Source organism: Tessaracoccus sp. OS52, assembly GCF_020687685.1.
Taxonomy (GTDB): domain Bacteria; phylum Actinomycetota; class Actinomycetes; order Propionibacteriales; family Propionibacteriaceae; genus Arachnia.
The window spans coordinates 1866716-1891137 of sequence record NZ_JAJEWM010000001.1; the positions used below are offsets into that span (position 1 = coordinate 1866716).

Consider the following 24422-nt stretch of genomic DNA (forward strand, 5'->3'; position numbering starts at 1 on the left):
ACAAGGGGGGCCCGGGAATGTTCACACGACGTCAACTTCTACTCATGGGCGGACTGGCGGCAGCGGCAGTCGGGCTTTGCGCCTGCTCGCGAGGCGCCGTGGCAACCGAGTCCCTGCGAAGCGACGCCTCCCTGCGAGAGCTCCCGCTGGAGTCGACGGCTGGCATCGACGTCGCCGCACGAACGACGGCCGACCTCGGCTGGGAGTTGTTGGTGGCCGGCGCTGAACGCAACCGCGTGATCGCGCCGTCGTCCCTCGGGGTCACGCTCGCGATGTTGGCTGAGGGCGCCACCGGAGAAACCCTGACGGGCCTCGACGCGCTGTTCGGACTGGGAGCGGACGAGCGCTCCGCAGCGGTGGGTGCGCTGCGCCAGTCGCTGGACGGCTACGATTCCCTTCCCGCTTCCGTCGACGTCGACGACCCGCCCGATGAACCCGTCGTCCACCAGGCCAGCCAAGTGGTGATCATCGACGACAAGCCCGTCGGCGAGCGGTTCCTCGAGCGCCTGGCCGCCTACTACGACGCCGGGGCCGAGCGCGTGGCCTACGACGACGCCAAGGCGGCACTCGACGAGTGGGCCCGCACCCACACCGCCGGTCTCATCGAGGAGTCGGGGATCCGCATGGAGCCCCGGATCAAGGTGGTGCTGCAGGATGCCATCCTGTTCGCGGCAGCCTGGCGGGAGGTGTTCACCGACGACACGGGCACGATGCCGTTCGACGGCCCGGACGGACTCACCTCGGTGCCGGCGTTGCGGGGCGAGTTCAACGTCGCCTTCATCGAGGGCGACGCTTGGGAGGCGGTCCGGCTCCCCTACGACGATGCCCTCGCCATGGACGTGATCCTGCCCGCCAGGAGCGTGGACCCTGCCTCCCTCAGTGCCCAGCAACTCGACGACATCCGGCGGGCCCTCGACGAAGCCGCTCCGGTCTCGGTCTCGGTCACCATGCCGCCGTGCGACCTCACCGCGAAATGGGACCTGCTGGGGCCGCTGGCCGAACAGGGGCTGACGTTCGATCAACTGGACGGCATTTTCTCCGGCGGGTTCGCGGCGCAATTCTGCCAGCAGGTCAAGCTCATGGTCTCCGCGAAGGGAACGGTCGGCGCCGGCGTCACGGAGGTGGCCGTCGCGGAGAGCGCCAGCGTGACGGAGATGGAACTCGTCGTAGACCGGCCCTACATCATGCGCGTGCTGGACACCCGCACCGGTTGGCCGTTCTTCCTGGCGATCGTCAACGACGCAGCGGCTGCGGTCACGACCTGAGGCGGGCGGCGGCCTCGGCGATGCGCTCATCCGTCGCCGTGAGCGCGATGCGGACGTGCTGGTGTGACCCGGTGCCGTAGAAGTCTCCCGGGGCGGCGAGGATTCCGCGTTCGGCCAGCCAGTCGATGGTGTCGCGGCACGGCTCGTCGCGCGTCGCCCACAGGTAGAGGGCACCCTCGGAGTGGTCGATCCTGAAGCCGGCCGCCTCGAGCGCCGGCCGTAGTGTGCGTCGTCGGGACAGGTACCGCTCGCGCTGCTCCTCGACGTGGGCCTGGTCCGCCAGGAGCGCGCGCATGGCCGCCTGGATGGGGGCCGGCACGATCATCCCAAGGTGCTTGCGGGCCGCGATGAGCTCCCCGACGACGGCGCAGTCGCCCGCGACGAACCCGGCACGGTAACCGGCTGCGTTGGACCGCTTGGAGGTGGAGTGCACCGCCAGCAGCCCGGAGAGGTCACCACCGTTGATCCGGGGGTCCAGCACGGAGAAGACCTCGGCCTCCCAGCCGAACTCCGCGTAGCACTCGTCGCTGGCCAGGACGGCACCGGCGGCGCGGGTGGCCGCGACCCACGCCCGCAGTTCGTCGGCCGACAGGACCCGGCCGGAAGGGTTGGCGGGTGAGTTGATCCACACCAGAGCGGTGTCGGGCGGAAGCTGCGCGGGATCGTCCAGCGCGACGGCGCGGGCGCCGGAAACCCTGGCCCCGACCTCGTAGGTGGGATAGGCGCACGTCGGGTAGACCACGGCCTTGCCAGGTCCGAGTGCGAGCAGCTGTGGCAGCCAGGCGACGAGTTCCTTGGTGCCGATCACCGGCATCACGTTCTCGTCGGTCAGCTCCACCGACGCCCAGCGTCCCTCCAAGTAGGAGATGATCGCGTCCCTGGTCTTGGCCGCCCCCCACACCGTCGGGTAACCGGGTGAGTCAGCCGCCGCGGCCAGGGCGTCACGGGCGAGGGCCGGCGTGGGGTCCACGGGCGTGCCGACCGAGAGGTCAACGAGGCCACCGGGGTGCTCCGCCGCGCGTTGCCGCGCCGCTCGCAGCGAGTCCCACGGGAAGTCGGGCAGGCTGCGGGCCAGCGACATCACTCAGGCCTGGGGCGGGAGAGCTGCGACCTTCGGGTGGTCGGCGTCGATGACGCCCAGCTTGGCGGCACCACCGGGGGAGCCGATCTCATCGAAGAACTGGACGTTGATGTCGTAGTACTCGGCCTGCTCAGCGGGGACGTCGTCCTCGTAGTAGATGGCCTCCACAGGGCAGACCGGCTCGCATGCACCACAGTCCACGCACTCCTCCGGGTGGATGTAGAGCATGCGGTTGCCCTCGTAGATGCAGTCGACGGGACATTCCTCCACACACGCGCGATCCTTCACGTCGACGCACGGAAGACCGATGATGTAGGTCATGGGGAACTCCTTTTCGAAGCGGGCTCGGCTCGGACCAGCCTAGCGGTTCTCAGGCACAGATGATTTCGTCGCCCGCGGAGTACTTCCATTTGTAGTCCTCCTTCTTGGCCACGGCGTCTCCCTTGTAGAACAACCGGCTCCAGGTGACCGTGAAGCCCTGGATGGGTGCCTGCGGTTCGCAGTCCGGTGCCGTCACCGTACGCTTCTCGCCGTTGTAGTAATCGGAGCGGACCAGCTCGGTGGAGACCACCCGGTCCCAGACCCGGGTGCCCCAGACCTTGAACGTGATGGCGCCTCGCTTGCCGGGCGCGGACTCGTTGATGTAGCCCTGCAGGTAGATGGGCTTGCCCGAGTCGTTGCGGAAGCGCATGTCGATGGAGCCGTAGTAGATGGTCGCCTCGCGGCCCGCCGGGTAGCGCGAGAAGTAGAGCGAGTGTGGCTTGTGCTCGACGTCCTCCAGGCCTGCGAAGAAGCCGGCGTTGTAGAGGGTGGTGGCGGCCTGGGAGATCCCGCCGCCGGACTCGCGCACCAGCACGCCGCCGTTGATGACGTAGCCGTCGGTGTAGCCGTTCTGGGCCGTCCGCGGGCCGAGGGTGTCGTTGAGGCTGAAGACCTCGTCGGGCAGCACTACGGTGCCGTTGACCGACGCCGCGGCTCGGCCGAGGTTGGTGTTGCGGTAATCGGCGTGGGGGTAGTTGGTGGTGAACTCGCCGATCACCTCCTTGGGCACGACCGCCTGCGCCTCCTCGGTGGTGAAGTCGGCAGCCTGTTTGACGACCTCGACCTCGGCGACGCGCTGGTCACCCTCCTTCAGGAAGGTCTCCTCGAAAGCGGCCACGATCGCCTCCGGGGCGACGGACTGACCGTCCACTGCGGGCACGACGACGATGGCTCCGCCGGACATCTTGTAGGAGGCGTCCTTGGCTTCCGTCAGGTCAAGGGCCTCAGCCCGAGCGTCCTGCGTCAGTTCCAGCAGGCGGTCGGTGTCGAAGCTGTGGCTGAAGGCGCCGTTCTCGTCGAAGGCCAGTGTGGTGACCTCCGCGATCTGGGCGGGCGTGATCTCGAAGCTGCCCTCCCCTGCCTTGATCGTCACCGGGCCGGAGATGGCGGGGGCAGCGACTGTCGCCACCGCCTCGTCGACCATCTCCGTGGTGATCTTCGGGGGCGTCTCGGTCAGCGTCGCCTCCACCTCCAGGTCCCGGCTCTCGAAGGCTTCCGCGACGTCCTCACTCGTGGCTGCAGCGTCGAGCGCGGTGGCGTTCACGGAGTCCGTGCGCGCGATCTCACCGTCGACGTAGGCGAGCGTGGCGTCCTTGCCCTCGGTCATGAACTTGTCGGCGTGCGCCTGGAGGCTCTTGTCCAGGACCTCGGTGTCCACCAGCTTGCGCAACTCGACTGGGCCTCCGCCGTTGAAGACGTTGAGGATGTCGGCCGGGTTCCAGCTGAACCCGCCGCCTGCGTCGCGGATGGCGCCCTCGTAGTCGAGTCGGAACCCGTTCTCAAGGGGCGGGAGTTCCACCACGACGTCATCCGGCCCGGTCACGGCGATGGGTGCTGCGTACTTCGGCTCCAGTTCGGCGCGCAGCTTCTCCTCGGCCTGGGCCGCGGAGAGGCCGCCGATGGCGACCCCCTCCACCTCGGCCTTGGCCGGGATCTGGTTGCCCGCGATGAAGTACGCGGCGACGTAGGCGCCGGCCAGTAGCACCAGCAGGCCGACGATTGCCCCCAGAACCCATTTTCTGGCGCTGCCGCCGGGCTTGTTGCTCTTGCTCAACTCATGATCCCTTCACCGCGACCAGCCGTCGCTCGGTTCCCAATCCTACGTTGGGCGTGGTCAGCCACCAAAGCCCCGCGCCGCTGTCCCCACCGTCGCGGGGTAGGGTTTGCCGTTGGGTCCAGCGCATGTTCCAGGAGGTTTCAGTGGGTCTCAGGGATCGGATCAGGGCGACGGGACTGCCGCGCACCACATGGGTCCTCGCCGCAGCCGGTTTCCTGGTGGCCGTTGGGTTCGGGGTGGTCATCCCCGTGCTCACCCCGTTCGCACGCACGTTCAACGCCTCCACCTTCCAACTCGGGCTGGTGGTCAGCGGGTTCGCCGCCATGCGGCTGGTGATGAGTCCCTTCGCGCCCAGGGTCGGCCGCCTGATCGGTGAGCGCAACGCCATCACCGTCGGGATGCTCATCGTGGCCGCTTCGACCGTCGCGACCGCCCTGGCCCCCAACCTGGCCATGATGATCTTCCTGCGCAGCCTCGGTGGTGTCGGGTCAGCGACGTTCACCATCGCCGCCATCACCCTCCTGCTCGCCTCGGCGCCCGAGGACCTCCGGGGACGGGCCTCGGGTCTCTACCAGGGCGGCTTCCTGCTGGGCTCCATGGCCGGACCGGCACTGGGTGGCATCCTCGGCGGGATCTCCTACCAGGCGCCGTTCTACTTCTACGCGGTCATGCTCGCCGTCGCCGCCGTGTTCACGGCTCTCATGCTGCCCGCACGGGCCCCGGTTCTCCAGAGCCACAAGCGCGCGCCCCGGCGTTTCGCCGACGTGATGAGGGACGTCCGTTACCAGGCCGCGTGCGTGGTGGCGCTCGGCCAGGGGTGGCAGTCCTACGGCGTGCGCAACGCCCTGATTCCCATCTTCGTGATGGAGGGCCTGATGCTGGAGACGGCGTGGACCGGCATCGCCTTCGCCGTCGCCGCGGTGGCGCAGACGCTGATGCTGGCGCCCGCCGGCAACGCCACGGATCGCATCGGCCGCAAGCCGGTCATGATCGCATCCGGACTGATCTGCGGTGTAGCGACGATAGCCATCCCCTACTCCCCCGGGATCGGGTTCCTGATCGCCGCGCTCTGCGTCTACGGCGTCGGCGCCGCTTTCCAGGGCACCGCCCCGACGGCGGCCGTGGCGGACGCCACCCACGGCAGGGGCGGGGCGCCGGTGGCGGTGTTCTCCATGGTCACCGACATCGGCAGCATCCTCGGCCCGCTGATCGCGGGCGCCATCATCGACGCGGTGTCCTTCGAGGCCGGTTTCATGGTGGGCGGTTTCATCCTCATCGCCGGCGCGCTGTACGCGATGTTCATCCCCAAGTCGCTCGACCTGTCCTTCAGGACGGCCAACACCTGAGAGTCAGCGGACCTCGATACGGAACGGCAGGCTGAGCGCGCCGGGAACGTACAGCCCGAGCCAGGCGGCGGCCCGCACGAGCAGGTCCTCCGCCGTCACGGGACCGGCAGTCCCGGCCGCGGAACGGGATTCACTGGAGTTGGCCGGCAGCAGGCGCTCAATGGCGCCAAGGTGCCCCACGCGCTCCGCGGAGACCTCCTCGGGGTCCACATCCGCGAGGGCGCAGGCGCGCTCGAAAGCCGTGCGCCAGCCACCCAGGTGGTCGACGAGGCCGCGCTCCAGGGCGTCGGCTCCGGTCCAGACGCGGCCCCGGGCCAGGGGCTCGAGTTCCTCGTGGGCCATGCCCCGGTCGGCGGCGGCGAAGCTGGTGAAGTCGTGGTAGATGCGGTCCAGTGACTCATCGAGCTTGGCCCAGTCCTCGTGGCTGAACTCTGTGGCCGAGGAGAGCATGCCGGCCCGGGCCCCGATCCGGATCGATTCGCGCTTGAGGTCCAGCTTGTCGTAGAGCCCGGCGGTCACCATCTTCCCGGCGAGGACTCCGATGGAGCCGGTGAGCGTGGTGGGTTGGGCGACGATCTCGGTGCAACCCATGGCCGCGTAGTACCCGCCCGAAGCCGCGACCGACCCCATCCGGGCCACGACCGGACGGCCGCTTTCCTTGACGCGGAGCACGGCGCGGCGGATGAAGTCGGATGCGACGGCGGAACCCCCGGGTGAGTCGATCTCGAACACCACCGCCTTGGCGTCGTCGTCGCGCAGCACGGCGCGCAGGTGTTCGTCGACGACGTCGGAACCCGCCATCTCGCCGGCCAGCCCTCCGGGACCGCCGCGGCCAGTCACGATCGCGCCCCGCAACGAGACGACGGCGACCTTCGCCCGATGCTTGTTGCGCAGGCGGGGCAGCGAGGGCTTCGGGGTCCAGCGCTGCACGTAGCGCAGGTTCTCCGGCGCAGCGGACCACTCCTGCAGGCTGGCGGCGTAGACCTCGTCACGGTAACCGAGGTGGTCGACCAGGCCGAGCTCGAGGGCGCGCTGAGCGCTCAGCGGCGAGTCGTTGACGGCCTCCCAGACCGTGGCGGCGTCGAGGCTCCGGCGCCGGGCGATGGTGGCGACGGCGTCGTCAACGACGGACTGCCCGATGCGGGTCATCATCTCGCGGTTGGCCTCGGAGACCTCTGAGGCCGAGAACTGGTCGGCAGCGGTCTTGTACTCCTTGCGCTGCCCGAACTGTGGCTCCACGCCGGCCTTGTTCAGCAGCCCCTTCAACAGGACGATGTTGACCTCGGCCCCGCCTATGCCGACGTCGCCGGTGGGCTGCAGCCAGATCTGCCCGGCCGCCGTCGCGAGCTTGTAGGCGGCGAGGCTGTTGGCGAGTTCCCCGAAGGACTCGGCCCACGCGACGGTGGGCTTGTGCCGCCCGAACTCCTCGATGAGCTGGCCGACCTCATCCAGCACGGCCATGGGCTGGCTCGGGTCCACGGCGTGGATCACCAGACCTGCCACCCGGCTGTCCGTGGCTGCCTGATGGAGGTGGTCCCTGAGCATGCCCATGGTGGCCGCGTTTAGGGACTGGAGCGCCTTCAGCGGGTTGGTGGGCCTGACCTCGATGAGGCCGCGCGCGAGGTCGAGTTCCAGGACGACGGTCCTGGAGTCCAGAACAGGAAGGGTGTCGAGCAGGTCCTTGAGGCGCATGTCCCCAAGGGTACCCACCCGACACCCTGCGCTCAGGCGAGCAGTGCCTTGGCGGTCTGGGCCACGTTCTGGGCCGTGAAGCCGAACTCCTCGAAGCACTTGGCCCCGCTGGCGGAGGCACCGAAGTGCTCCAGGGAGACCGACGCACCCTTGGGACCGACGTACTTCGCCCAGCCCATCGCGATGCCGGCCTCGACGCTCACCCGCGCCGTCACGGCGGCGGGCAGGACGGACTCCTTGTACTCGTCGTCCATCGCGTCGAACCACTCCTGGCAGGGCATCGAGACCACGCGGGTCGGGATCCCCTCGGCCTCGAGCTCGTCCTGCGCGGCGACTGCCACGGAGACCTCCGAGCCGGTGGCGATCAGGATCACAGACGGGTCGGTCGAGGCCTCGCTGAGGACGTAGGCGCCGTTGGCGACGCCTTCCGCGGAGGCGTACTTGTCACCGCGGGCGACGGTGGGCAGGTCCTGGCGCGAGAGCAGGAGTCCGGCGGGGTTGGTGTTGCGACGCAGGATCTCGCCCCAGGCCACGGAGGTCTCGTTGGCGTCGGCTGGGCGCACGACGTCGAGGTTGGGGATGGCGCGCAGCGCGGCGAAGTGCTCGACGGGCTGGTGGGTGGGACCGTCTTCGCCGACGCCGACGGAGTCATGGGTCCACACGAATGTGCTGGGGATGCCCATGATGGCTGAAAGGCGGACGGCGGGGCGCATGTAGTCGGAGAACACCAGGAACGTGCCACCGTAGGGACGGGTCAGTCCCGAGAGCGCGATGCCGTTGACGATGCCGCCCATGGCGTGCTCACGAATGCCGAAGTGCAGCGTGCGGCCGTATTCGTTGCCCTGCCATTCCTCGGTCTGGCGGGACTCGGGCAGGAAGCTCGGCTCGCCCTTCATCGTCGTGTTGTTCGAGCCGGCCAGGTCGGCCGAGCCGCCCCACAGCTCGGGCAGCTGGTCCGCCAGTGCGCTGAGGACCTCGCCAGAGGCCTTGCGGGTGGACATCTTGCCCTCCTCGAAGACCGGGAGCGACAGGTCCTCGGGCAGCTTGTGGGCCCGCACCCGCTCGAGCAGCTGGCTGCGCTCCGGGTTTGCCTCCTGCCACTGGGCGAACCTCGCGTCCCATTCCTCGCGGGCGGCGCGCCCACGTTCTGAGGCGTTGGCCCGCGCGTGGTCGACGGCGTCCTGGTCGATCGCGAAAGGCTCCTGCGGGAAGCCGAGCTTCTCCTTGAGTGCCGCGACCTCGTCGCCGCCGATCTTGCTGCCGTGGACGTCGTGGCTGCCGGCCTTGTTGGGCAGGGGCCAGCCGATCACGGTGGTCAGCTTGATGAACGACGGCTTGTCGGTCACCGACTGGGCCTCCTCGATGGCCGCCAGCAGCGCGTCGAGGTCCTCGGCGTACTCGGTGCCGCCATTGGTCCAGTCGACGTGCTGCACGTGCCAGCCGTAGGCCTCGTAGCGGGCGGAGGCGTCCTCGGTGAACGAGATGGGCGTGTGGCCCTCGATGGTGATGCGGTTGTCGTCGTAGAACAGGATCAGGTTGCCCAGCTTCTGCGTCCCGGCCAGCGAGGAGGCCTCGGAGGAGACGCCCTCCTGCAGGCAGCCGTCGCCGGCGATCGCGTAGACGTAGCGGTCGAACACGGACTCACCGGCGGGTGCCTCGGGGTCGAACAGACCACGTTCGCGGCGGGCCGCCATGGCCATGCCGACGGCGTTGGAGATGCCTGCGCCCAGCGGACCGGTGGTGCACTCCACGAACCGGGTGTGGTGGTACTCGGGGTGGCCGGGGGTCTTGGAACCCCAGGTGCGCAGCGCCTTGATGTCATCCAGTTCCATGTCCGCACCGGCCAGGTAGAGCTGGCAGTACTGCGTGAGCGAGGCGTGCCCCGCGGAGAGGACGAAGCGGTCACGGCCCAGCCACATGTCGTCGGTCGGGTCGATGTTCATGACCTTCTGGTAGAGCAGGTAGGCCAGGGGCGCCAGGGAGACGGGCGTTCCCGGGTGGCCGTTGCCGACCTTCTCCACCGCATCGACGGCAAGGATGCGGGCCACGTCCACGGCGCGCGAGTCCAGTTCGGTCCAATCAAGAGTCACGATGTTTCCTATCAGTTGACGCCGGGCGCTCAGCCCAGATGCACAGGCCTACTCTATGGGCCCCTGCCGCCAACCGTCGTTCGGGGCTCAGAACTGGAACGTCGGACCCGACTCGTCCCAGCTCCACGATGCAGCGGGGCCGGTGTCCGCGTCCGGCTCGTCCGGCTCGTCCGGCTCGGGAGTGAGTTCGGGTTTCGGCGACCCCGGTTCGACTGGTCGGATGCTCTCCCCCATCGCCTCCCGAACGAGCCTGGCGATCCCTTCGCCCGCATCCGGGTCGAACTTGCGGATCTCAGCCATCCTGACCCCACGGGAAGGTGACCCAGCCGTCGGTGTGCTGCCAGACGTAGTCAGCCGCGAAAATTGTGTTCGGCTTGGAGAACAGCACGGCGCTGCGCACGTCCGCCCCGAAGCCACGCAGGAGCTTCGTGACCAGACCGAGCGTGCGTCCGGTGTCGGTGATGTCGTCCACCACGAGCAGCTGGCGGCCCGCGATGGCCGCGGTGTCAAGCAGGGGCGCCAGCAGGATCGGGTCCGCCGTCGGCTCGTTGGGATCTGTGTAGCGCTCGACGTTGATCGCATCGGCCAGGTCGATTCCCAGCGCGTAGGCCAGAGCACCGGCCGGCAGCAACCCGCCGCGCGCCACGGCGACGATGACAGTGGGCTTGAAGCCGGATTCCCGTACCTGGTGGGCGAGGTCGGTGCAGGCGCCGCCGAACCCCTTCCACGTGAGCGAGGCGTCGGATGGCGAGGACATGGGCGCCATGCTACCCGCGACCGGTTTCCCGGCCGCGGGCAGCACGCCGACTGGTCAGCCCAGGTACTTGCGCCACGGGCCGGAGATGGCGTAGGTGGCGTGTCCCTGCAGGGATGCGAACAGGGTGTCGCCGAAGTGGTTCCAGACCGGCCCGGCGAACTCGCCGCCGTCCAGAAGGTTCAGCGCGATGGCCTGCGAGCCGAGGCCCTCGGTCCAGGAGATGAGGTGCTGCTCACCGGAACCGTCCTCGGCGAGCGTGACCGTCCCGAAGGGGGAGATCGTGATGTTGTCCGGACCGTCGAACTCGCTGTCCATGTCGTAGAAGATCTTGAGCGTCATGGTCTGGGCCTTGAAGTCGTAGCGGAAGACCATCCCGCGGTTGGTGGCCACGGCGCCCTTGGCGAGTTGTGCCTCGTTGGCGTAGGAGCAGGTGAACCACAGGCCCTTGCCGTCGGACCAGCAGCCCTCGATCTTCGGGTGCCGGGTGACCGCGGTCATCTCGAACTGGTGTCGCAGGTTGGTCTCCTGCGCCTGGCGGTCACCGTCGTGGAGCACCCAGCGGACCTGCTTGGGATCGTTGAGGTCGGCTGCGGTCATCGACGCGAAGTGCGGGTAGACCGAACCGTCGCCCGCGAGCACCGCGGCGGCGTAGAGGGTGCCGTCGTTCTCGCCGAAGAGGCTTGCGATACCGGCAGCGAGCTGCTCACCCTCGGGGGCGTCCCACTTGTACAGGAGGCCGTCGCCGGTGTCCTCGGTGATGTAGGCGCTGCGCCGGGAGGGATCGATGGCCGCACCCTCCCAGACCGCACGGCCCCAGGCCTTGATGGGCAGCGGCAGCTGCTTGTCAGGCGCGTCGGGGAAGACCTCGAACACGTAGCCGTGGTCCTTCTCCGCAACACCGGCCGGTGTGGTGGACCCTGCCTTGGTGGTGTCCTCCTCGGCGGTCAGCCAGGAGCCCCACGGTGTCTGGCCGCCGGCGCAGTTGCGGATGGTTCCGGAAAGGCCGACCCACTCGCCCACGTTGACGTTGTTGCGGTCCACGTCGACGACGGTGCAGCCGCCGGCCTGCGACGGGTCGTAGACGGTGCCCGGGATCGTCGGCACCTTGAAGGCGGCATTGCTGCGCAGCTCGTGGTTGCGCACGAGGCGGTGGTTCTGGGCGAACTTGAAGGCTCCGGCGCCGTCCACGTTGCCGGGGGTGACGCCGATGACCTCACCGCCGGGGCCGCTCAGCAGGGGGGTCTGGCCGACGCGGGAGATGACAGTGACCCGGAAACCCTCGGGAACGGCGATGTCTCCCGCCGGGACGAGGTGCCCGAAGGCGCGGCCGGCGTGGCCGGGGCGGACGTGCTGGTCGGCCAGGGCGAGTCCGGGGAGTCCGGAAAGGGCCAGGCCGGCACCTAGAGCGGTACCTCCGGTGAGGAGCTGGCGACGGTTGATGTTCATGGGAGAACGCCTTTCTGCGAAGAGGTCAGATGCGAGCACCTGTGATCCTTCTCCCAGACAGCGGTCAGTTCGGTGACCGCCGGATGAACCGTGCACGAACAGTCGGTTACTCAAATGGGACGTGCTGGTGGCCGTCGGGGAAGATCATCGTCACGAACACGACGTCCAGCCAGCGCTCGAACTTGCGCCCGACCTGCGGCAGCACCGCTGACTCGACGAATCCCAGGCGTTGGTGGAACGCCCGCGACGCCGCATTCTCCGCGTCCAGCACACCGACCATGACGTGGACGCCGTGGCCGCGCGCGTAGTCGATGAGGGCCGTCATGAGCATCCGGCCCGCGCCGGCCGCGCGCCGGCCCTCGGCGACGTAGACCGAGTGCTCGACGGTGTAGGCATACCCGGCCTTCTCGCGGAAGGGACCGAAGCTGGCGTAACCGATGACGCCACCCTCGGCGGGATCCTCCAGGACCAGGACGGGGAAGTCCGCGGCCTTGAGCTTGTCGAACCAGATCCGTCGGTTCTTGAGGTCGACGGGCTCGATGTCATAGGAGGCGGTGGTCCCCACCCCGGCTTCGTTGTAGATGGCGACGATGGCTGGCAGGTCGGCGTGCGTGGCCGAGCGGATGGTGGGCGCCATGTGACCGATTCTAGGCGGCGGCGATACCGTGCTGACCATGTCCACCCTGCGGAGCATCTCAAACGTCAACTGCAGCGCAGCTGCCCTCGACCTCGGCGCGACGGTGACGTCCTGGCGGCCCGCAGACGGCGAGGAAGTGCTGTTCGTGAGCTCAGGTTCGGCCCCCGTTCCCGGTCTGGAGTTCCACGGCGGAATCCCGGTCTGCGCGCCCTGGTTCGGCCGCGGGCGCGACGGCGTCCATGTGCCACGTCCGCACGGCCTCGTGCGCTGGGTCCCCTGGGAACTGGTGTCCCGGACCGACGGGCGGGCAGGAACCCGGCTGGTGTGGGAACTCGACGGCGCGGCCGTGGCCCACCTCCCCGGGGCCGGCGACTACCCCTCCGACATCCGGTTCCGCCACGAGGTGACCTTCGGTGCCGAACTCGTGGTGCGGCTCACCGTCGGCTCCCCCAGCACGGGATTCGTCCTCGACGAGGCGCTCCACACCTACTTCGCCGTCGAAGATGTCCGCAACGTCCGGATCACCGAACTCGAGGACGCTCCGTTCCGGGACCACAGCGTCGATCCTCCGCTCCGGCGCGTGGCCGCCGGGGAGAGCGTCGTGCCCGCCGGGAGCATCGACCGGGTCTACCAGTGGAGCGGACCGGTGCGCATCGAGGAACCCTCCCGCACCATCACGGTCACCTCCTGCGACGCCGCCAGCGTCGTGGTCTGGAACCCGGGCCCAGCGCCCTTGCCGGGATTCGGACCCGACGAGTGGACGCGCATGGTCTGCGTCGAGGTGGGCAACGTCCAGGGCGATGCGGTGAAGGTGCCGGCGGGCGGCTCCCACACCCTCTCGATGACAGTCTCCGTGGCTAGGCCCGATTCGCCTCGGGCGTGACACCGGGCAGGAACCGCCAGAGCCAACCCCCGCCAGCGACGCACAGCACACCCGTCACCAGCCCTGCCACGGCGATGGGTGCCGCAACTGTGATCAGGGACACCATCGCCGGCCCCGCCAGCCTCCCGACGCTGGTGATCGTGTTCCAGCGCGCGATGTGTCTGGTGCGGTGCTGTTCCGGCGACAGGTCGATCCCCAGCGTCATCACGATGCCCGAACTCAGCCCGTTGCCCAGCGCCACGCAGATGGCCGACACCCCCACCGCCGCCACCGCGCCCGTCCGGGAGGACTGCCCGACTGTGACGGCCAGCACGGCCAGGAGGACGTAGCCGAAGCCGCAGACGAACAGCGCGGGGACGATGACCGCCGTCCGGCCGCGGCGATCCATCAGGGTGCCGCCGGGCACGAACATGAAGATCTCGACCGCGGCTGCGACGGCGAAGATGAGCGAGATCGTGGCCGCATCCAGCCCGAGTGCCGCACCCAGCAACGGCAGGATCAGCGGTCGGTTGGTGCGGCTGATCGCGAGCGGGATGACGCCGATGCCGGCGAGCAGCATCGTGGTGATGGCAGGACGTCCCGGCGCGTACGGCGACGGGGTGTCCGGGATCGGTTCGCGGGCCTGCTGCCGAAGCGGCGTCCTGGAAGGCGCGCGATCAGAGGGCACCAGGTTCACGATCACCAGAACCGTGGCGACGGCGGCGGTGAGGGCGGCCAGCGCGAAGACCCACCCCTCGTGGAGCACCAGCACCACAGCCGCACCCGCCACGGGGCCGAGCACATGGCCGATTCGGATCATGCCGCCGAGGGTTGACATCCCACGCGCGCGCACGGCCACCGGCAACTGCGTTCCCATGTAGGCCTGGCGGCCGAGCATCCAGACCTGTTCGCAGATGGCGGTGGCCAGCAGTGCCAGGAAGAAGCCGACGCGGTGACCGCCGGTCGCCCCGACAGCCATCGCGTGGGACACCACGGCGAAGCCTGCCAGCGCCGAGAGCACCAGCCCGATCCCGGTGGTGATCATCGAGAGGCGCTCGCCCACCGCGGTCATCACCCATCCAGCGGGGATGGGGCCGAGCACGCCGACGGCGCCCGAGACGACCGTGAGACCGGCGGCCGCCGGGACGCTGAACCCGAGTTCCAGAGCGATGAGCGGGATCAGTGGCAGCAGCGCCGACGCCCCGATCGCCTCCAGCAGCACCGGCGCGTAGATCGGCCACACCAGCCGCGCGAGCGTCCGCCTCGCACCATCGGGTTGTCCTGTCACCGCCACCTCCTGCCCAACTCTCCCATCCCCGCCGCCCAAGGGACACAATGGAAGAGCCCGGACGAGGAGGTCGACATGGATCCCAGGGTGCGCGCAGCGATGGGGGCAGCGCCACGCAGCGCCTTCCTTCCTGACAATCTCCGGGACCTGTGGCGTCTGGACCGCCCCTTGCCCCTGTCACACGGCCAGACCAACTCACAACCGAGCACCGTCGTGGCCATGCTGGAGCTCCTGGACGTCCAGCCGGGGATGAAGGTCCTCGACGTGGGTTCGGGTTCGGGCTGGACCACTGCCCTGCTGGCGGAACTCGTTGGTCCGCAGGGCAGGGTGATCGGCGTCGAGCGCGTGCCGCAACTGGTGGCCGGCGGTTGCCGGGCGCTGGAGAGCGGAAGCTGGCCCTGGGCCGAGATCCGGCAAGCCACCGCCGGGACCCTGGGCGCCCCGGCGGATGCGCCTTTCGACCGGATCCTCGTCTCGGCCGAAGCGGACAGCCTGCCGCGGGCGCTGGTGGACCAGCTGGCCGACGGCGGCGTCATGGTGGTCCCGGTCGCAGGCGTCATGACCCGGGTGGTGCGCGCCGGAGGCGACCAGCTGGTGACCCGGCATGGCTTCTATGTGTTCGTCCCACTGATCGAGGACTGACGCGATTGCGGTAACGACTCGGTAACGGTGGACGCGGATCGATGCAACTGGTGGCAACAACCTCGACACTTGACTGAGGGCTGGCTCATGCTGCTTCTACAGCAACATGCCGGCACAGATGCCGAACAAGCCCTGAAAGTTCGAAGGAGAACCCACCAATGCGGAAGACCACCCGATTCGCGCTCGTCGCCTCGAGCGCCGTCGCAGCACTCATGATCGGCGCCTGCAGCAACGGCACCACCACGCCGGAGGACCCCGAAGAGACCACCACCGCAACCGCCGGAGAGACCGCGTCCGAGGAGGAAAGCGCGCCGGCCGAGAACGTCGAGCCCACCGTCATGAAGCTGGCCCTCAACCAGCCTGAGGACCACGTCTCCTACATCGCCCTCGAGGCCTTCGGTGAGGACCTCAAGGAGGCCACCGACGGGCGCTGGGACATCGAGGTGCACGCCAACAGCACCCTCGGCAACCAGGACGAGTACGTCCAGTCCGTCGGCCAGGGCGTCATCGACATGGCCGTCGTCTCCGCACCGCAGCTGGAGAACCTCTCCAAGGACTTCACCATCTTCAGCCTTCCGACCGTGTTCGAGTCCATCGACCACCAGATGAAGGTCCTCGCCGACGACGAGATCGTCGGAGACCTCTACACCTCGCTCGAGGACAGCAACGGCATCACGGTCGTCGGTGGCCTCACCCAGGGCGCTCGCAGCATCTACACCAAGGACGCCATCGCCCAGACCCCCGAGGACCTGGCCGGCAAGAAGATCCGCGTGCAGGAGAGCCCGTCTTCCTCGCGATGATCAACGCCTTCAAGGCCTCCCCCACCCCGATGCCCTTCGGTGACGTCTACACCGGCCTCCAGTCCGGCGTGGTCGACGGAGCCGAGAACAACGAGATCTCCTACTTCAAGAACAAGCACCACGAGGTCGCCCCCTTCTTCTCCTTCACCCGCCACCTGATCGGCGCCGACTTCGTCATCATCAACGCCGACACCCTGGCCGAGATGTCCGAGGAGGATCGCGCAGCCTTCGACGAGGCCTGGGACGCCGCTTGGGACATGCACACCACGCAGTGGGTCTCCGACACCGAGACCGCCATCGCCGACGCCGAGGCCGCGGGCGCAACCTTCGAAGAGGTTGACAGCGAGGCCTTCACCGAGGTCCTGACCCCGCTGCTGGACGAGTTCCTCACCGAGGACAGCCAGAAGTCCCTCTACGAGGCCATCCAGGGCGCGAAGTAACTCCACCCGGATAGCCAGCAGCACCGCAACACAACCGCAGCGAGGGCGTCGGGGGTCCCAGACCGCCGGCGCCCTCGCTTCGATCAATCCAAGCAACAGCACCACCCGCGTCCACGGAGGACAACCTTGACCACCAAACCACCGGAATCAAACTTCCCCGGAGAGCCAGTCCCTGGCGACGAAGCACCCCCAGCGGCCCCCACACCCCAACCGGGGCCCGTGCGCTGGCACGGCCTGATCGCCGTCCTCGGGACCATCCGCAAGGTCGTGGACCGGATCCTCGCACTGCTGTGCATCGTCTTGTTCGTGTTGCTGGTCATCATCGTGGCCTGGCAGGTGTTCACCCGTGAGATCGTCAAGAACTCGGCGCCGTGGACCCAGGAGGCCGCCCTGTTCACCTTCGTTGTCCTCGCCATGCTGTCGGCGGCCTACGTGTTCTCCGAGCGGGGCCACATCGCCGTCGAGATGCTGGTGGAGAAGCTCCCGATGCGCGGGCAGAAGGTCATGGGCATCATCATCGAACTGGTCGTGATCTTCTTCTTCATCTCGGTCTTCATCATGGGCGGCCTCCGGGTCGCCGAGAACGCCTGGGGACAGGGAATCTCCACCCTGCCGCTCACCGTCGGCCAGATCTACCTCGTCATGCCCCTGGCCGGCGTACTGACCTGCTTCTACTCGCTGACGCACATCGTCGGCATCCTCGCGGGCGTCGAGAAGCCAGTCCCCTCCACCGAGCTCGAAGGAGCCGTCTGACATGGATCCTTTGACAACGCTTGCAGTGATCGTGCTCGTCGCTGGCATCACGATCGGCATCGCGATGGGCCTGCCTGTGGCCGTCTCCATGGGCCTCCCCTCGATGCTGGCCGTCTTCATCCTCCTCGGGGACTGGGACGGAGCCGCCTTCACCGGGGCCCAGAAGATCTTCTCGGGCAGCAACTCGTTCGCCCTCCTCGCGATTCCTTTCTTCGTGCTGGCCGGCGGTCTGATGAACACCGGCGGCATCGCGTCCCGGCTCATCGACCTGGCCATGGTGATCTCCGGCCGGATGCCCGCGGCGCTGGCGCAGACCACCGTGGTCGCCAACACGTTCTTCGGTGCGGTATCGGGCGCGTCGGTCGCCTCCGCCGCGGCCGTGGGCACCGTTCTCAGTCCCCCGATGCGAAAGGCCGGCTACGACCCCGCCTTCGGCGCGGCGGTCAACGGCGCCTCGTCGCCAGCCGGGATGCTGATCCCCCCGAGCAACACCTTCATCGTGTACTCGCTGGTCTCCAGCACCTCCATCGGTGCCCTCTTCATGGCTGGCGTCGGCCCGGGCCTGTTGTGGTCGGCCGTCTGCATCCTGGTGGTGGCCTGGTACGCCCGCAAGCGCCCAGAGCTGAAGAGCACCGCCGCGCGACCCACCTTCAAGCAGGCGCTGGTCATCTTCCTGAAGGCCGTCCCCGCCCTGCTCATGATCTTCGTCGTCATCGGCGGCATCCTGAGCGGCATCTTCACCGCCACGGAGTCGGCGGTCATCGCCGTGCTCTACTCCTTGGTGCTCGGTCTCGTGCAGCGGACATTGCCGGTCAGGGAACTGCCGAGGATCCTCCTCGAGGCCGCCAAGGTGACCGGCATCATCATGCTCCTCATTGGAGTCTCCAGCATCCTCGGCTACGTCCTGGCCTTCGCGAGCATCCCCCAACTCGTCACCGCCGGCCTCCTCGGGTTCACGAGCAACAAGGTCCTGATCATCATCATCATCATGATCGTGCTGCTGATCGCGGGTACGGTGATGGACCCCACCCCCGCAATCCTGATCTTCACCCCGATCTTCCTGCCAGTGGTCACCGAACTGGGGGTGAGCCCGATCCACTTCGGCACGATGATGGTGTTCAACATGTGCCTGGGCAACATCTCGCCGCCGATCGGCAACAACCTGTTCGTCGCCGCCCGGGTGGCGAACGTCCGGATCGAGGCACTGATCAGCCGGCTGTGGCCCTTCTTCTGGGCGCTGGTCGGTGCGCTGTTCATCGTCGCGTTCGTTCCTCAGCTCTCGCTCTGGTTGCCGAGTGTGATGGGACTCATCAAGTAGTAACCCTCGACGACACCGTCGTGGGTGTCACGCCCCTCCTTCCGGAGGCACCAAGTCCTTCGGAAGGTGGTGGGTGACAACCACGACGGTGTCGCTTGTTTTCCAGTCGACCTCGGAGCACCGGCGCTGGAGTTCCTCGATCTGGTCCACCGTGGGGTCCGTCCCCAGCGTCGGCGCCACGAACACCTCGCTGTGGAACACATGCCCCATGTCCCGCACCCGGACGGTCGAACGGTCCACCCAATCCGTCCGGTCAGCCTGCAGTTGGAGCAGACCGACCACGGGGTGCGGCTCGTCGGAGTCGATGGGTGTGGCCCGGCCGTCGAGGAGGTCTCGTACCGCGCTGCGAATGTTGGTGACGCCGTCCCACAGGATCGACGTCGCCACCAGGATCGCGGCCACGGAGTCCGCCCACCACAACCCGAAGCCGATGCCCGTCACGCCTGCGATGGTGGCCAGCCCGGTGGTCCAGTCAGCCTTGTTCATGTCCGCGTCCGCGGTCAGCACCTTGTCGTGCAGCGGCTCGGCCAGTTTCATCTTCAGCCGTCCCAGGATCATGGGCGGGATCGCGACGATCGCCATCACGATGATCATCAGCCAGCCCGCCCAGATGGTGAAGCCTCCGATGGGCACGACCCCGATGGGCGGATGCTCCCCCTTCAGCAGGCCGGACGCGCCGTTGTAGACCAGCGAGATCCCCATCACCAGGAGCGCGACCGCGGCTACCAGGTGTCCCGCCCCGACCGCGCGGTGGTGCCCGTAGGGATGCTCCGGATCCCGGCTCATCCGTGCCCGCCAGATCCCGAACAGGAAGACCGCCGGGGGCAGGATTGCCAGCATGTCCTCGGCGAAGGCCGTCCGCATGGCCTGGGACTGCCCCGCCACCAGGCCGACCGCGACCACGATGAGGGACATCACCACGATGCTTGTCCACTCCAGACGGATGGCTTTTCGCAGCAGTTCCTGCTGCTTGGCCGGGAGCGAGGAGTGGATGCCCCGGGTCACGGCTGCAGCCCTTCCTCGATGAGGAACCGCTCAAGGCTGGACTGCAGGGCGTTCTCCCCCATCCTGACAGCCATCACCAGCTTCTCCTTCTTCCCGTCCGGTCCGGTGGTCTCCGCGTACGGGCGGGTGAGCGCCGCGTGCGTCGTCCAGGGCGACTTCGCCGTGAGGCCCCCCACGACGACGTCCAGCTCCCCCAGCTTGAGTTCCTCCATCAGCACGCTCTCCGCGCCTTCGCTCCAGACGATCTCGGCGTCGATCGACTCCGCCCAGGCGGAGATGATCTCCGCCTCCCGGTCCGTGTACGGCTCATTGGGCGAGACGCCGACGCGCAACTCGCCCCCCATCGCGCGCACCAAGGTTCCCTCAGGATCGCGTGGGAACTCGGGCTCCGAGCAACCTGGAAGAAACAGCGTCGCGACCAGCGCGACGACGACCAGCCACCACCTAGACGTCATGGGCCAACCCTAGGGTGGTGGCGGGTCCGCACTTCGGAAGCTGGGAGAATGGCCCCATGAGCCACGAGCACGACCACCACGAGCACGACCACCATGAGCACGACCACCATGAGCACGACCATGACCACGACCACGGCACCGGCACCGGCTCATGGTCGCGCCTGCGGCACGCGCTCATCCCCCACAGCCATGACCACACCGAGGCAATCCAGACCGCGGAACAGGCAAGCGCCGTCGGGATCCGGGCAGCCTGGATCAGTCTCGCCGGCATGGGCGCCACGGCGCTGCTGCAGATCGTCATCGTCGCCCTCAGCGGGTCGATCGCACTGCTCGCCGACACCGTCCACAACCTCGGTCACCTGGCCACCACCATCCCGCTGATCATCGCCTTCCGGCTGGGGCGCCGGGCGCCCACCCGTCGTTTCCCCTACGGCTTCAAGCGGGCCGAGGACCTCGTAGGGCTCTTCATCGGTCTGGTGGTGGCGATCTCCGCGGCGATCATCATCTGGGAGTCGGTGCGCGCCATCAGCAACCCGCGAGACCTGACCAACCTGGGCTGGGTGCTCGCCGCCGCGATCATCGGCGCGGCCGGGAATGAACTGGTGGCCCGCTACCGCATCCGCGCGGGGCGGCGAATCGGCTCGGCCGCCCTGGTGGCCGAGGGTCAGCACGCCCGCACCGACGCCCTGACCTCGCTGGCGGTCATCATCGGCGTGGTGGGCGCCTGGGTCGGACTGCCCCAGCTGGACCCAATCGTCGGCCTCGTGATCGCCGCCGTGATCCTCGCGGTGCTCTACAACTCGATGCGCACGGTCATCCACCGCCTGATGGACGGCGTGGAACCCGGCACCCTTGACCTGATCGAGGCGCAGGCGGCGCGGGTCGACGGCGTGCTGAGCGTTCGCCGGGCGCGCGCCCGCTGGCTCGGGCACCGGATGGAGGCGGACGTGGAGGTCGAGGTGGAGCCCGGGTTCGACGTCGACGGCGATGCCGTGGCGCACCGCGTGCGGGAACACCTCCTGCGGGAGGTTCCGCACCTGGACAACGCGACGGTACACGCCTGCGGCCTCAGGTGAGCGCGCGGTGGAGCGCCGCCTGCTCCGCCCGCAACCACCTGCCCCGGCGCCGGATGACGTCGCCGACGCCGTCGTCCCACATCCGACGCCACCCGCCGCCGCGCCGTTCGGCCGCGTCCTTCATCGTGTGCCAGCTGCGGTCCGCCATCGCGATCGATACGGGCACCACCCAGACTCGGTCCTCCTCCCCCAGCCCGTAGGCGTCGACCAGGGCGCGGCCACGCTCGGCCGGGTCCACGCCGTCGAAGACTGGGTCTCGATCCTCTGGCGCCATCCAGCCGGCCCACCACAGCAGCAGGTTGGCGACCTCCTCCACCCGTGACGATGGTTTGACCAGATCCCAGTCGATCAGCGCGTGCGCCACCCCACCGGTGAAGACGGTGTTCTCGGGAGTGATGTCGCGGTGGCCCATGAAGGTGGCGGGCGGGCCAGGCCTGCTGGGGGCGTCGGCCGGGACACCGAACGGGACCATGGCATCGTCGAGGCGACGCACCAGGCGGGCCACCGACAAGCCCCGCTCGAGGTCGCCCACCCAGCTCGGCCAGGGGCGCCCCGCGACGTCGCCCTCGACGAAGGAGAGGATCTCACGACCGGCGGCATCGATTCCCAGGAATCTGGGTGCGCCCTCGACGCCAGCCTCCTCCAGGTGCCGCAGGACGCGGTGCACCAAGTTGGAATGCGGCCCCATTGGACGCCGGACGGTGTCGCCCACCCGGACGATTCCGTCGGTCACGTCGCCGCCCGACAACGGGTTCTCCACCTCGTCCGGTTCGACCATGGGTCCCAGTCTGGCAGGATCACAGGTGCGATGACTCTCACTGACACCCTCCAGGCCACCGGCAAGGATCCCGACGCCCTCTACGAGGCGTTCGTGGCCTGGGCCGGGCGCGACGGGCTCCAGTTGTACCCACACCAGGACGAGGCCTTGGTGGACATCCTCTCCGGCGCGAACGTGGTCGTGACCACCCCCACGGGCTCCGGGAAGTCCCTGATCGCCACCGGCGCCCACTACGTCGCGCTGGCCACCGGTGGCCGCACCTACTACACGGCACCCATCAAGGCCCTGGTCAGCGAGAAGTTCTTCGCGCTGTGCGAGACGTTCGGCGCGGAGGTCGTCGGGATGGTCACGGGCGACGCATCGGTGAACCCGGACGCCCCAATCGTGTGCTGCACTGCCGAGATCCTCGCGAACATCGCACTGCGTGAGGGCCGCGCTGCCGTGGTTGACCAGGTCATCATGGACGAGTTCCACTTCATCGCCGACCGGGACCGCGGCTGGGCGTGGCAGGTTCCGCTGGTGGAACTGCCCCAGGCGCAGTTCATCATCATGTCCGCCACGCTCGGGGACGTGAGCCGGCTGGCGAACGACCTGGAGGAACGGACCGGGCGGCCCACCTCGGTGATCGGTGGCGCGCAACGTCCCGTGCCGCTCAAGTACTCCTGGTCACTCGAACCGATCCACGAGACCATCACCCAGCTGGTGGCCGACCAGCAGGCTCCCGTCTACGTCGTCCACCCGACGCAGGCCTCCGCGGCCGAGCAGGCGCAGGCACTGCTCAGCCAGGGCGTCATCAAGAAGGCCGGGACCGCCACCCCGGAGGCCCTCAAGGAGGCGCTCGCCGGGTTCAAGTTCTCCCCGGGGTTCGGCGCGACGCTGTCCAAGCTGCTGCGGGCCGGAATAGCCGTGCACCATGCCGGGATGCTGCCCAAGTACCGCAGGCTCGTCGAGCAACTCGCCCAGCGCGGACTCCTCACCGTGATCTGCGGGACCGACACCCTCGGTGTGGGGATCAACGTGCCCATCCGCACCGTGCTCTTCAGTTCGCTGACGAAATTCGACGGGCGACGACAGCGCCAGCTGCGCAGCCGCGAGTTCCACCAGATCGCCGGCCGCGCGGGGAGGGCCGGCTACGACACCGTGGGATACGTCGTCGCCCAGGCCCCCGAGCACGAGGTGGAGAACGCCAGGATCCTCGCCAGACACGAAGGCGACGCGAAGAAGCTGAAGTCCGTGCGCCGCAAGAAGCCCCCGGAGGGCTTCGTCAACTACACCGAGTCCACCTTCGGCAAGCTCATCGAGAGCGAGCCCGAGGAACTGCATGCCCGGATGCGCGTCACCCATGCGATGCTGCTGAACCTGCTGCAGCGCGACGGCGACATCGCGGCCGCAGTCGTGCGGCTGGTCGACAGCTGCGTGGAGGACCCCAAGGCGCGGCGGAAGCTGCTGGGCCGGGCCGCGTCGCTCGGGCGTTCACTCATCAGGGCGGGCGTCGTGCAGCGGCTGCCGGAGCCGAGCCCGACCGGCCGACGCTACGAGCTCAATGTGGACCTGCAACACGACTTCGCCCTGAACCAGCCGTTGTCCGCGTTCGCCCTCGCGGTGATCGAGACGCTGGACCCCGACGCACCCGAGCACGCGCTCGACGTCGTGAGCGTCATCGAGTCCACCCTTGAGGACCCGCGAACCATCCTGCTGGCGCAGCAGTTCCGGGCCCGTGGCGAGGCCGTCGCCGAGTTGAAGGCGGATGGTTACGAGTACGAGGAGCGCATGGCCATCCTCGACGAGGTGACCTGGCCCAAGCCTCTTGAGGAGAAGCTGAACCACGCTCACCTGGAGTACGGGGCGCTGCACCCCTGGCTGCTCGAGACGCCGGTCTCCCCCAAGTCGATCGTCAGGGACATGTACACCGCGGCGATGACCTTCGGCGAGTACGTCGCGCACCTGAAGGTGCAGCGCAGCGAGGGTCTGATGCTGCGCTACCTGTCCGACGCCTACAGGGCGCTGCGCCAGACGGTGCCGGAGGGTTTCCGCAACGAGGAACTCGGCGACCTGATTGCCTGGCTGGGTGAGGTCACCCGGCTGGTTGACTCCTCTCTGCTGGACGAGTGGGCGGCGCTGAACGCGCTTGCCGGAGAGGACGCGGTCACGCTCGACGACGACGTCCCACCGCCATCACGACCGGTGACCGGCAACGAACGGGCCTTCCGCGTGATGGTTCGAAACGCCTTGTGGCGGAGGGTGGAACTGGCAGCCGACGACGACGTCGACGCCTTGGCCACGCTCGATTCCGGCTCGGCCATGACGCGCCAGCGCTGGGACGAGGCGCTCGGCAGCTACTGGGACGAGCACTCGGAGATCCGGACCGGCCCGGACTCGCGCGGGCCGGCCTTCTTCGACGTCGAACCGCAGCGGAGCGGCAGGATCTGGCTCGTCCGGCAGGTCATCGACGACCCGGCGGGCAACCGCGACTGGGCCATCCACGCCCAGGTTGACCTCGACGCCTCCGACGAGGCGGGCGAGCTCCGTCTCCAGACCCTGAGCTTCGCCCGACACGACTGAGTTGCCGCCCTGCTAAAGAATCGTTGCGCAA

At 68.5% G+C, this 24422-nt stretch carries 21 protein-coding genes and 1 pseudogene; 9 read left to right on the forward strand and 13 right to left on the reverse strand.

The window, feature by feature from the left end; genetic code table 11:
- The first annotated feature begins 98 nt into the window (after positions 1–98).
- Complete coding sequence (locus LKO27_RS08840) at positions 99–1265, forward strand: serpin family protein (protein ID WP_227737029.1); 1167 nt, start codon at positions 99–101, stop codon at positions 1263–1265.
- On the opposite strand, the gene dapC is transcribed toward LKO27_RS08840, so the two are convergent.
- The 3 genes from dapC to LKO27_RS08855 are packed head-to-tail and all read right to left on the reverse strand — an operon-like array spanning position 1255 to position 4441.
- Positions 1255–2346: a succinyldiaminopimelate transaminase gene (dapC, locus tag LKO27_RS08845; RefSeq protein WP_227737030.1), complete on the reverse strand. Its 1092-nt coding sequence runs from the start codon at positions 2344–2346 to the stop codon at positions 1255–1257. The genes LKO27_RS08840 and dapC overlap by 11 nt on opposite strands.
- A 3-nt stretch (positions 2347–2349) precedes the next feature.
- The gene (gene fdxA / locus LKO27_RS08850) at positions 2350–2667 is read right to left on the reverse strand and encodes a ferredoxin (RefSeq protein ID WP_227737031.1); all 318 of its coding nucleotides are present in this window, start codon (positions 2665–2667) and stop codon (positions 2350–2352) included.
- 49 nt (positions 2668–2716) lie between these two features.
- Positions 2717–4441, reverse strand: a complete 1725-nt coding sequence (locus LKO27_RS08855; protein WP_227737032.1) for a VanW family protein — start codon at positions 4439–4441, stop codon at positions 2717–2719.
- A 146-nt stretch (positions 4442–4587) separates the two neighbouring features.
- On the opposite strand from LKO27_RS08855, the gene LKO27_RS08860 reads away from it, so the two are divergent.
- On the forward strand, positions 4588–5790 hold the full coding sequence (locus tag LKO27_RS08860; protein WP_227737033.1) for an MFS transporter: 1203 nt from the start codon (positions 4588–4590) through the stop codon (positions 5788–5790).
- A 3-nt stretch (positions 5791–5793) separates the two neighbouring features.
- Here the strand turns inward: LKO27_RS08860 and LKO27_RS08865 are convergent, their stop codons facing one another.
- From LKO27_RS08865 to LKO27_RS08890, 6 genes are all read right to left on the reverse strand, one after another.
- Positions 5794–7482 carry a S49 family peptidase gene (locus LKO27_RS08865; RefSeq protein WP_227737034.1) on the reverse strand — a complete coding sequence of 563 codons (1689 nt, stop codon included), beginning with the start codon at positions 7480–7482 and terminating at the stop codon, positions 5794–5796.
- A 32-nt stretch (positions 7483–7514) separates the two neighbouring features.
- Positions 7515–9572, reverse strand: coding sequence for a transketolase (gene tkt, locus LKO27_RS08870; protein WP_227737035.1), 2058 nt, complete (start codon positions 9570–9572; stop codon positions 7515–7517).
- 87 nt (positions 9573–9659) lie between these two features.
- Entirely contained in the window at positions 9660–9872 is a 213-nt protein-coding gene (locus LKO27_RS08875) for a hypothetical protein (RefSeq protein ID WP_227737282.1), read from the reverse strand.
- On the reverse strand, positions 9865–10329 hold the full coding sequence (locus LKO27_RS08880; RefSeq protein ID WP_227737036.1) for a phosphoribosyltransferase: 465 nt from the start codon (positions 10327–10329) through the stop codon (positions 9865–9867). The genes LKO27_RS08875 and LKO27_RS08880 overlap by 8 nt, the downstream gene beginning before the upstream one ends.
- A 54-nt stretch (positions 10330–10383) precedes the next feature.
- The gene (locus LKO27_RS08885) at positions 10384–11775 is read right to left on the reverse strand and encodes an alkaline phosphatase PhoX (RefSeq protein WP_227737037.1); all 1392 of its coding nucleotides are present in this window, start codon (positions 11773–11775) and stop codon (positions 10384–10386) included.
- Between the two features lie 106 nt (positions 11776–11881).
- A complete protein-coding gene (locus tag LKO27_RS08890) occupies positions 11882–12412 on the reverse strand; it encodes a GNAT family N-acetyltransferase (RefSeq protein WP_227737038.1) in 531 nt (176 codons plus the stop codon).
- Between the two features lie 37 nt (positions 12413–12449).
- Here LKO27_RS08890 and LKO27_RS08895 point away from each other — a divergent pair, with 37 nt between their 5' ends.
- The gene (locus tag LKO27_RS08895; RefSeq protein ID WP_227737039.1) at positions 12450–13295 is read left to right on the forward strand and encodes a hypothetical protein; all 846 of its coding nucleotides are present in this window, start codon (positions 12450–12452) and stop codon (positions 13293–13295) included.
- Here LKO27_RS08895 and LKO27_RS08900 read toward each other — a convergent pair.
- On the reverse strand, positions 13270–14562 hold the full coding sequence (locus LKO27_RS08900; RefSeq protein ID WP_227737040.1) for an MFS transporter: 1293 nt from the start codon (positions 14560–14562) through the stop codon (positions 13270–13272). The two genes, LKO27_RS08895 and LKO27_RS08900, sit on opposite strands and share 26 nt — an antisense overlap.
- A 75-nt stretch (positions 14563–14637) precedes the next feature.
- On the opposite strand from LKO27_RS08900, the gene LKO27_RS08905 reads away from it, so the two are divergent.
- The 4 genes and pseudogenes from LKO27_RS08905 (at position 14638) to LKO27_RS08920 (ending at position 18515) form a co-directional block, all read left to right on the forward strand.
- Entirely contained in the window at positions 14638–15204 is a 567-nt protein-coding gene (locus LKO27_RS08905) for a protein-L-isoaspartate O-methyltransferase (protein ID WP_227737043.1), read from the forward strand.
- A gap of 338 nt (positions 15205–15542) precedes the next feature.
- Positions 15543–16444: pseudogene (locus tag LKO27_RS08910) on the forward strand (TRAP transporter substrate-binding protein).
- 219 nt (positions 16445–16663) lie between these two features.
- The gene (locus LKO27_RS08915) at positions 16664–17197 is read left to right on the forward strand and encodes a TRAP transporter small permease (protein WP_227737045.1); all 534 of its coding nucleotides are present in this window, start codon (positions 16664–16666) and stop codon (positions 17195–17197) included.
- 1 nt (position 17198) lies between these two features.
- Positions 17199–18515, forward strand: coding sequence for a TRAP transporter large permease (locus LKO27_RS08920; protein ID WP_227737046.1), 1317 nt, complete (start codon positions 17199–17201; stop codon positions 18513–18515).
- Positions 18516–18542: 27 nt separating this feature from the next.
- Here the strand turns inward: LKO27_RS08920 and LKO27_RS08925 are convergent, their stop codons facing one another.
- Complete coding sequence (locus tag LKO27_RS08925) at positions 18543–19520, reverse strand: cation diffusion facilitator family transporter (protein ID WP_227737047.1); 978 nt, start codon at positions 19518–19520, stop codon at positions 18543–18545.
- Positions 19517–19975, reverse strand: a complete 459-nt coding sequence (locus LKO27_RS08930) for an ABC transporter substrate-binding protein (RefSeq protein WP_227737048.1) — start codon at positions 19973–19975, stop codon at positions 19517–19519. The genes LKO27_RS08925 and LKO27_RS08930 overlap by 4 nt, the downstream gene beginning before the upstream one ends.
- Before the next feature lie 56 nt (positions 19976–20031).
- On the opposite strand from LKO27_RS08930, the gene LKO27_RS08935 reads away from it, so the two are divergent.
- Complete coding sequence (locus tag LKO27_RS08935) at positions 20032–21051, forward strand: cation diffusion facilitator family transporter (RefSeq protein WP_227737049.1); 1020 nt, start codon at positions 20032–20034, stop codon at positions 21049–21051.
- On the opposite strand, the gene LKO27_RS08940 is transcribed toward LKO27_RS08935, so the two are convergent.
- Positions 21044–21829, reverse strand: coding sequence for a phosphotransferase (locus tag LKO27_RS08940; RefSeq protein ID WP_227737050.1), 786 nt, complete (start codon positions 21827–21829; stop codon positions 21044–21046). The two genes, LKO27_RS08935 and LKO27_RS08940, sit on opposite strands and share 8 nt — an antisense overlap.
- A gap of 30 nt (positions 21830–21859) precedes the next feature.
- Between LKO27_RS08940 and LKO27_RS08945 the strand changes: the two genes are divergently transcribed.
- Complete coding sequence (locus LKO27_RS08945; RefSeq protein ID WP_227737051.1) at positions 21860–24391, forward strand: RNA helicase; 2532 nt, start codon at positions 21860–21862, stop codon at positions 24389–24391.
- Positions 24392–24422: the final 31 nt, after the last annotated feature.

Coding starts and splice junctions, on each gene's coding strand:
- dapC (WP_227737030.1), bottom strand. CDS start 2,346: ATGTCGCTGGCCCGCAGCCTGCCCGACTTCCCGTGGGACTCGCTGCGA.
- fdxA (WP_227737031.1), bottom strand. CDS start 2,667: ATGACCTACATCATCGGTCTTCCGTGCGTCGACGTGAAGGATCGCGCG.
- LKO27_RS08865 (WP_227737034.1), bottom strand. CDS start 7,482: ATGCGCCTCAAGGACCTGCTCGACACCCTTCCTGTTCTGGACTCCAGG.
- LKO27_RS08875 (WP_227737282.1), bottom strand. CDS start 9,872: ATGGCTGAGATCCGCAAGTTCGACCCGGATGCGGGCGAAGGGATCGCC.
- LKO27_RS08880 (WP_227737036.1), bottom strand. CDS start 10,329: ATGTCCTCGCCATCCGACGCCTCGCTCACGTGGAAGGGGTTCGGCGGC.
- LKO27_RS08885 (WP_227737037.1), bottom strand. CDS start 11,775: ATGAACATCAACCGTCGCCAGCTCCTCACCGGAGGTACCGCTCTAGGT.
- LKO27_RS08890 (WP_227737038.1), bottom strand. CDS start 12,412: ATGGCGCCCACCATCCGCTCGGCCACGCACGCCGACCTGCCAGCCATC.
- LKO27_RS08895 (WP_227737039.1), top strand. CDS start 12,450: ATGTCCACCCTGCGGAGCATCTCAAACGTCAACTGCAGCGCAGCTGCC.
- LKO27_RS08905 (WP_227737043.1), top strand. CDS start 14,638: ATGGATCCCAGGGTGCGCGCAGCGATGGGGGCAGCGCCACGCAGCGCC.
- LKO27_RS08920 (WP_227737046.1), top strand. CDS start 17,199: ATGGATCCTTTGACAACGCTTGCAGTGATCGTGCTCGTCGCTGGCATC.
- LKO27_RS08930 (WP_227737048.1), bottom strand. CDS start 19,975: ATGACGTCTAGGTGGTGGCTGGTCGTCGTCGCGCTGGTCGCGACGCTG.
- LKO27_RS08935 (WP_227737049.1), top strand. CDS start 20,032: ATGAGCCACGAGCACGACCACCACGAGCACGACCACCATGAGCACGAC.
- LKO27_RS08940 (WP_227737050.1), bottom strand. CDS start 21,829: ATGGTCGAACCGGACGAGGTGGAGAACCCGTTGTCGGGCGGCGACGTG.
- LKO27_RS08945 (WP_227737051.1), top strand. CDS start 21,860: ATGACTCTCACTGACACCCTCCAGGCCACCGGCAAGGATCCCGACGCC.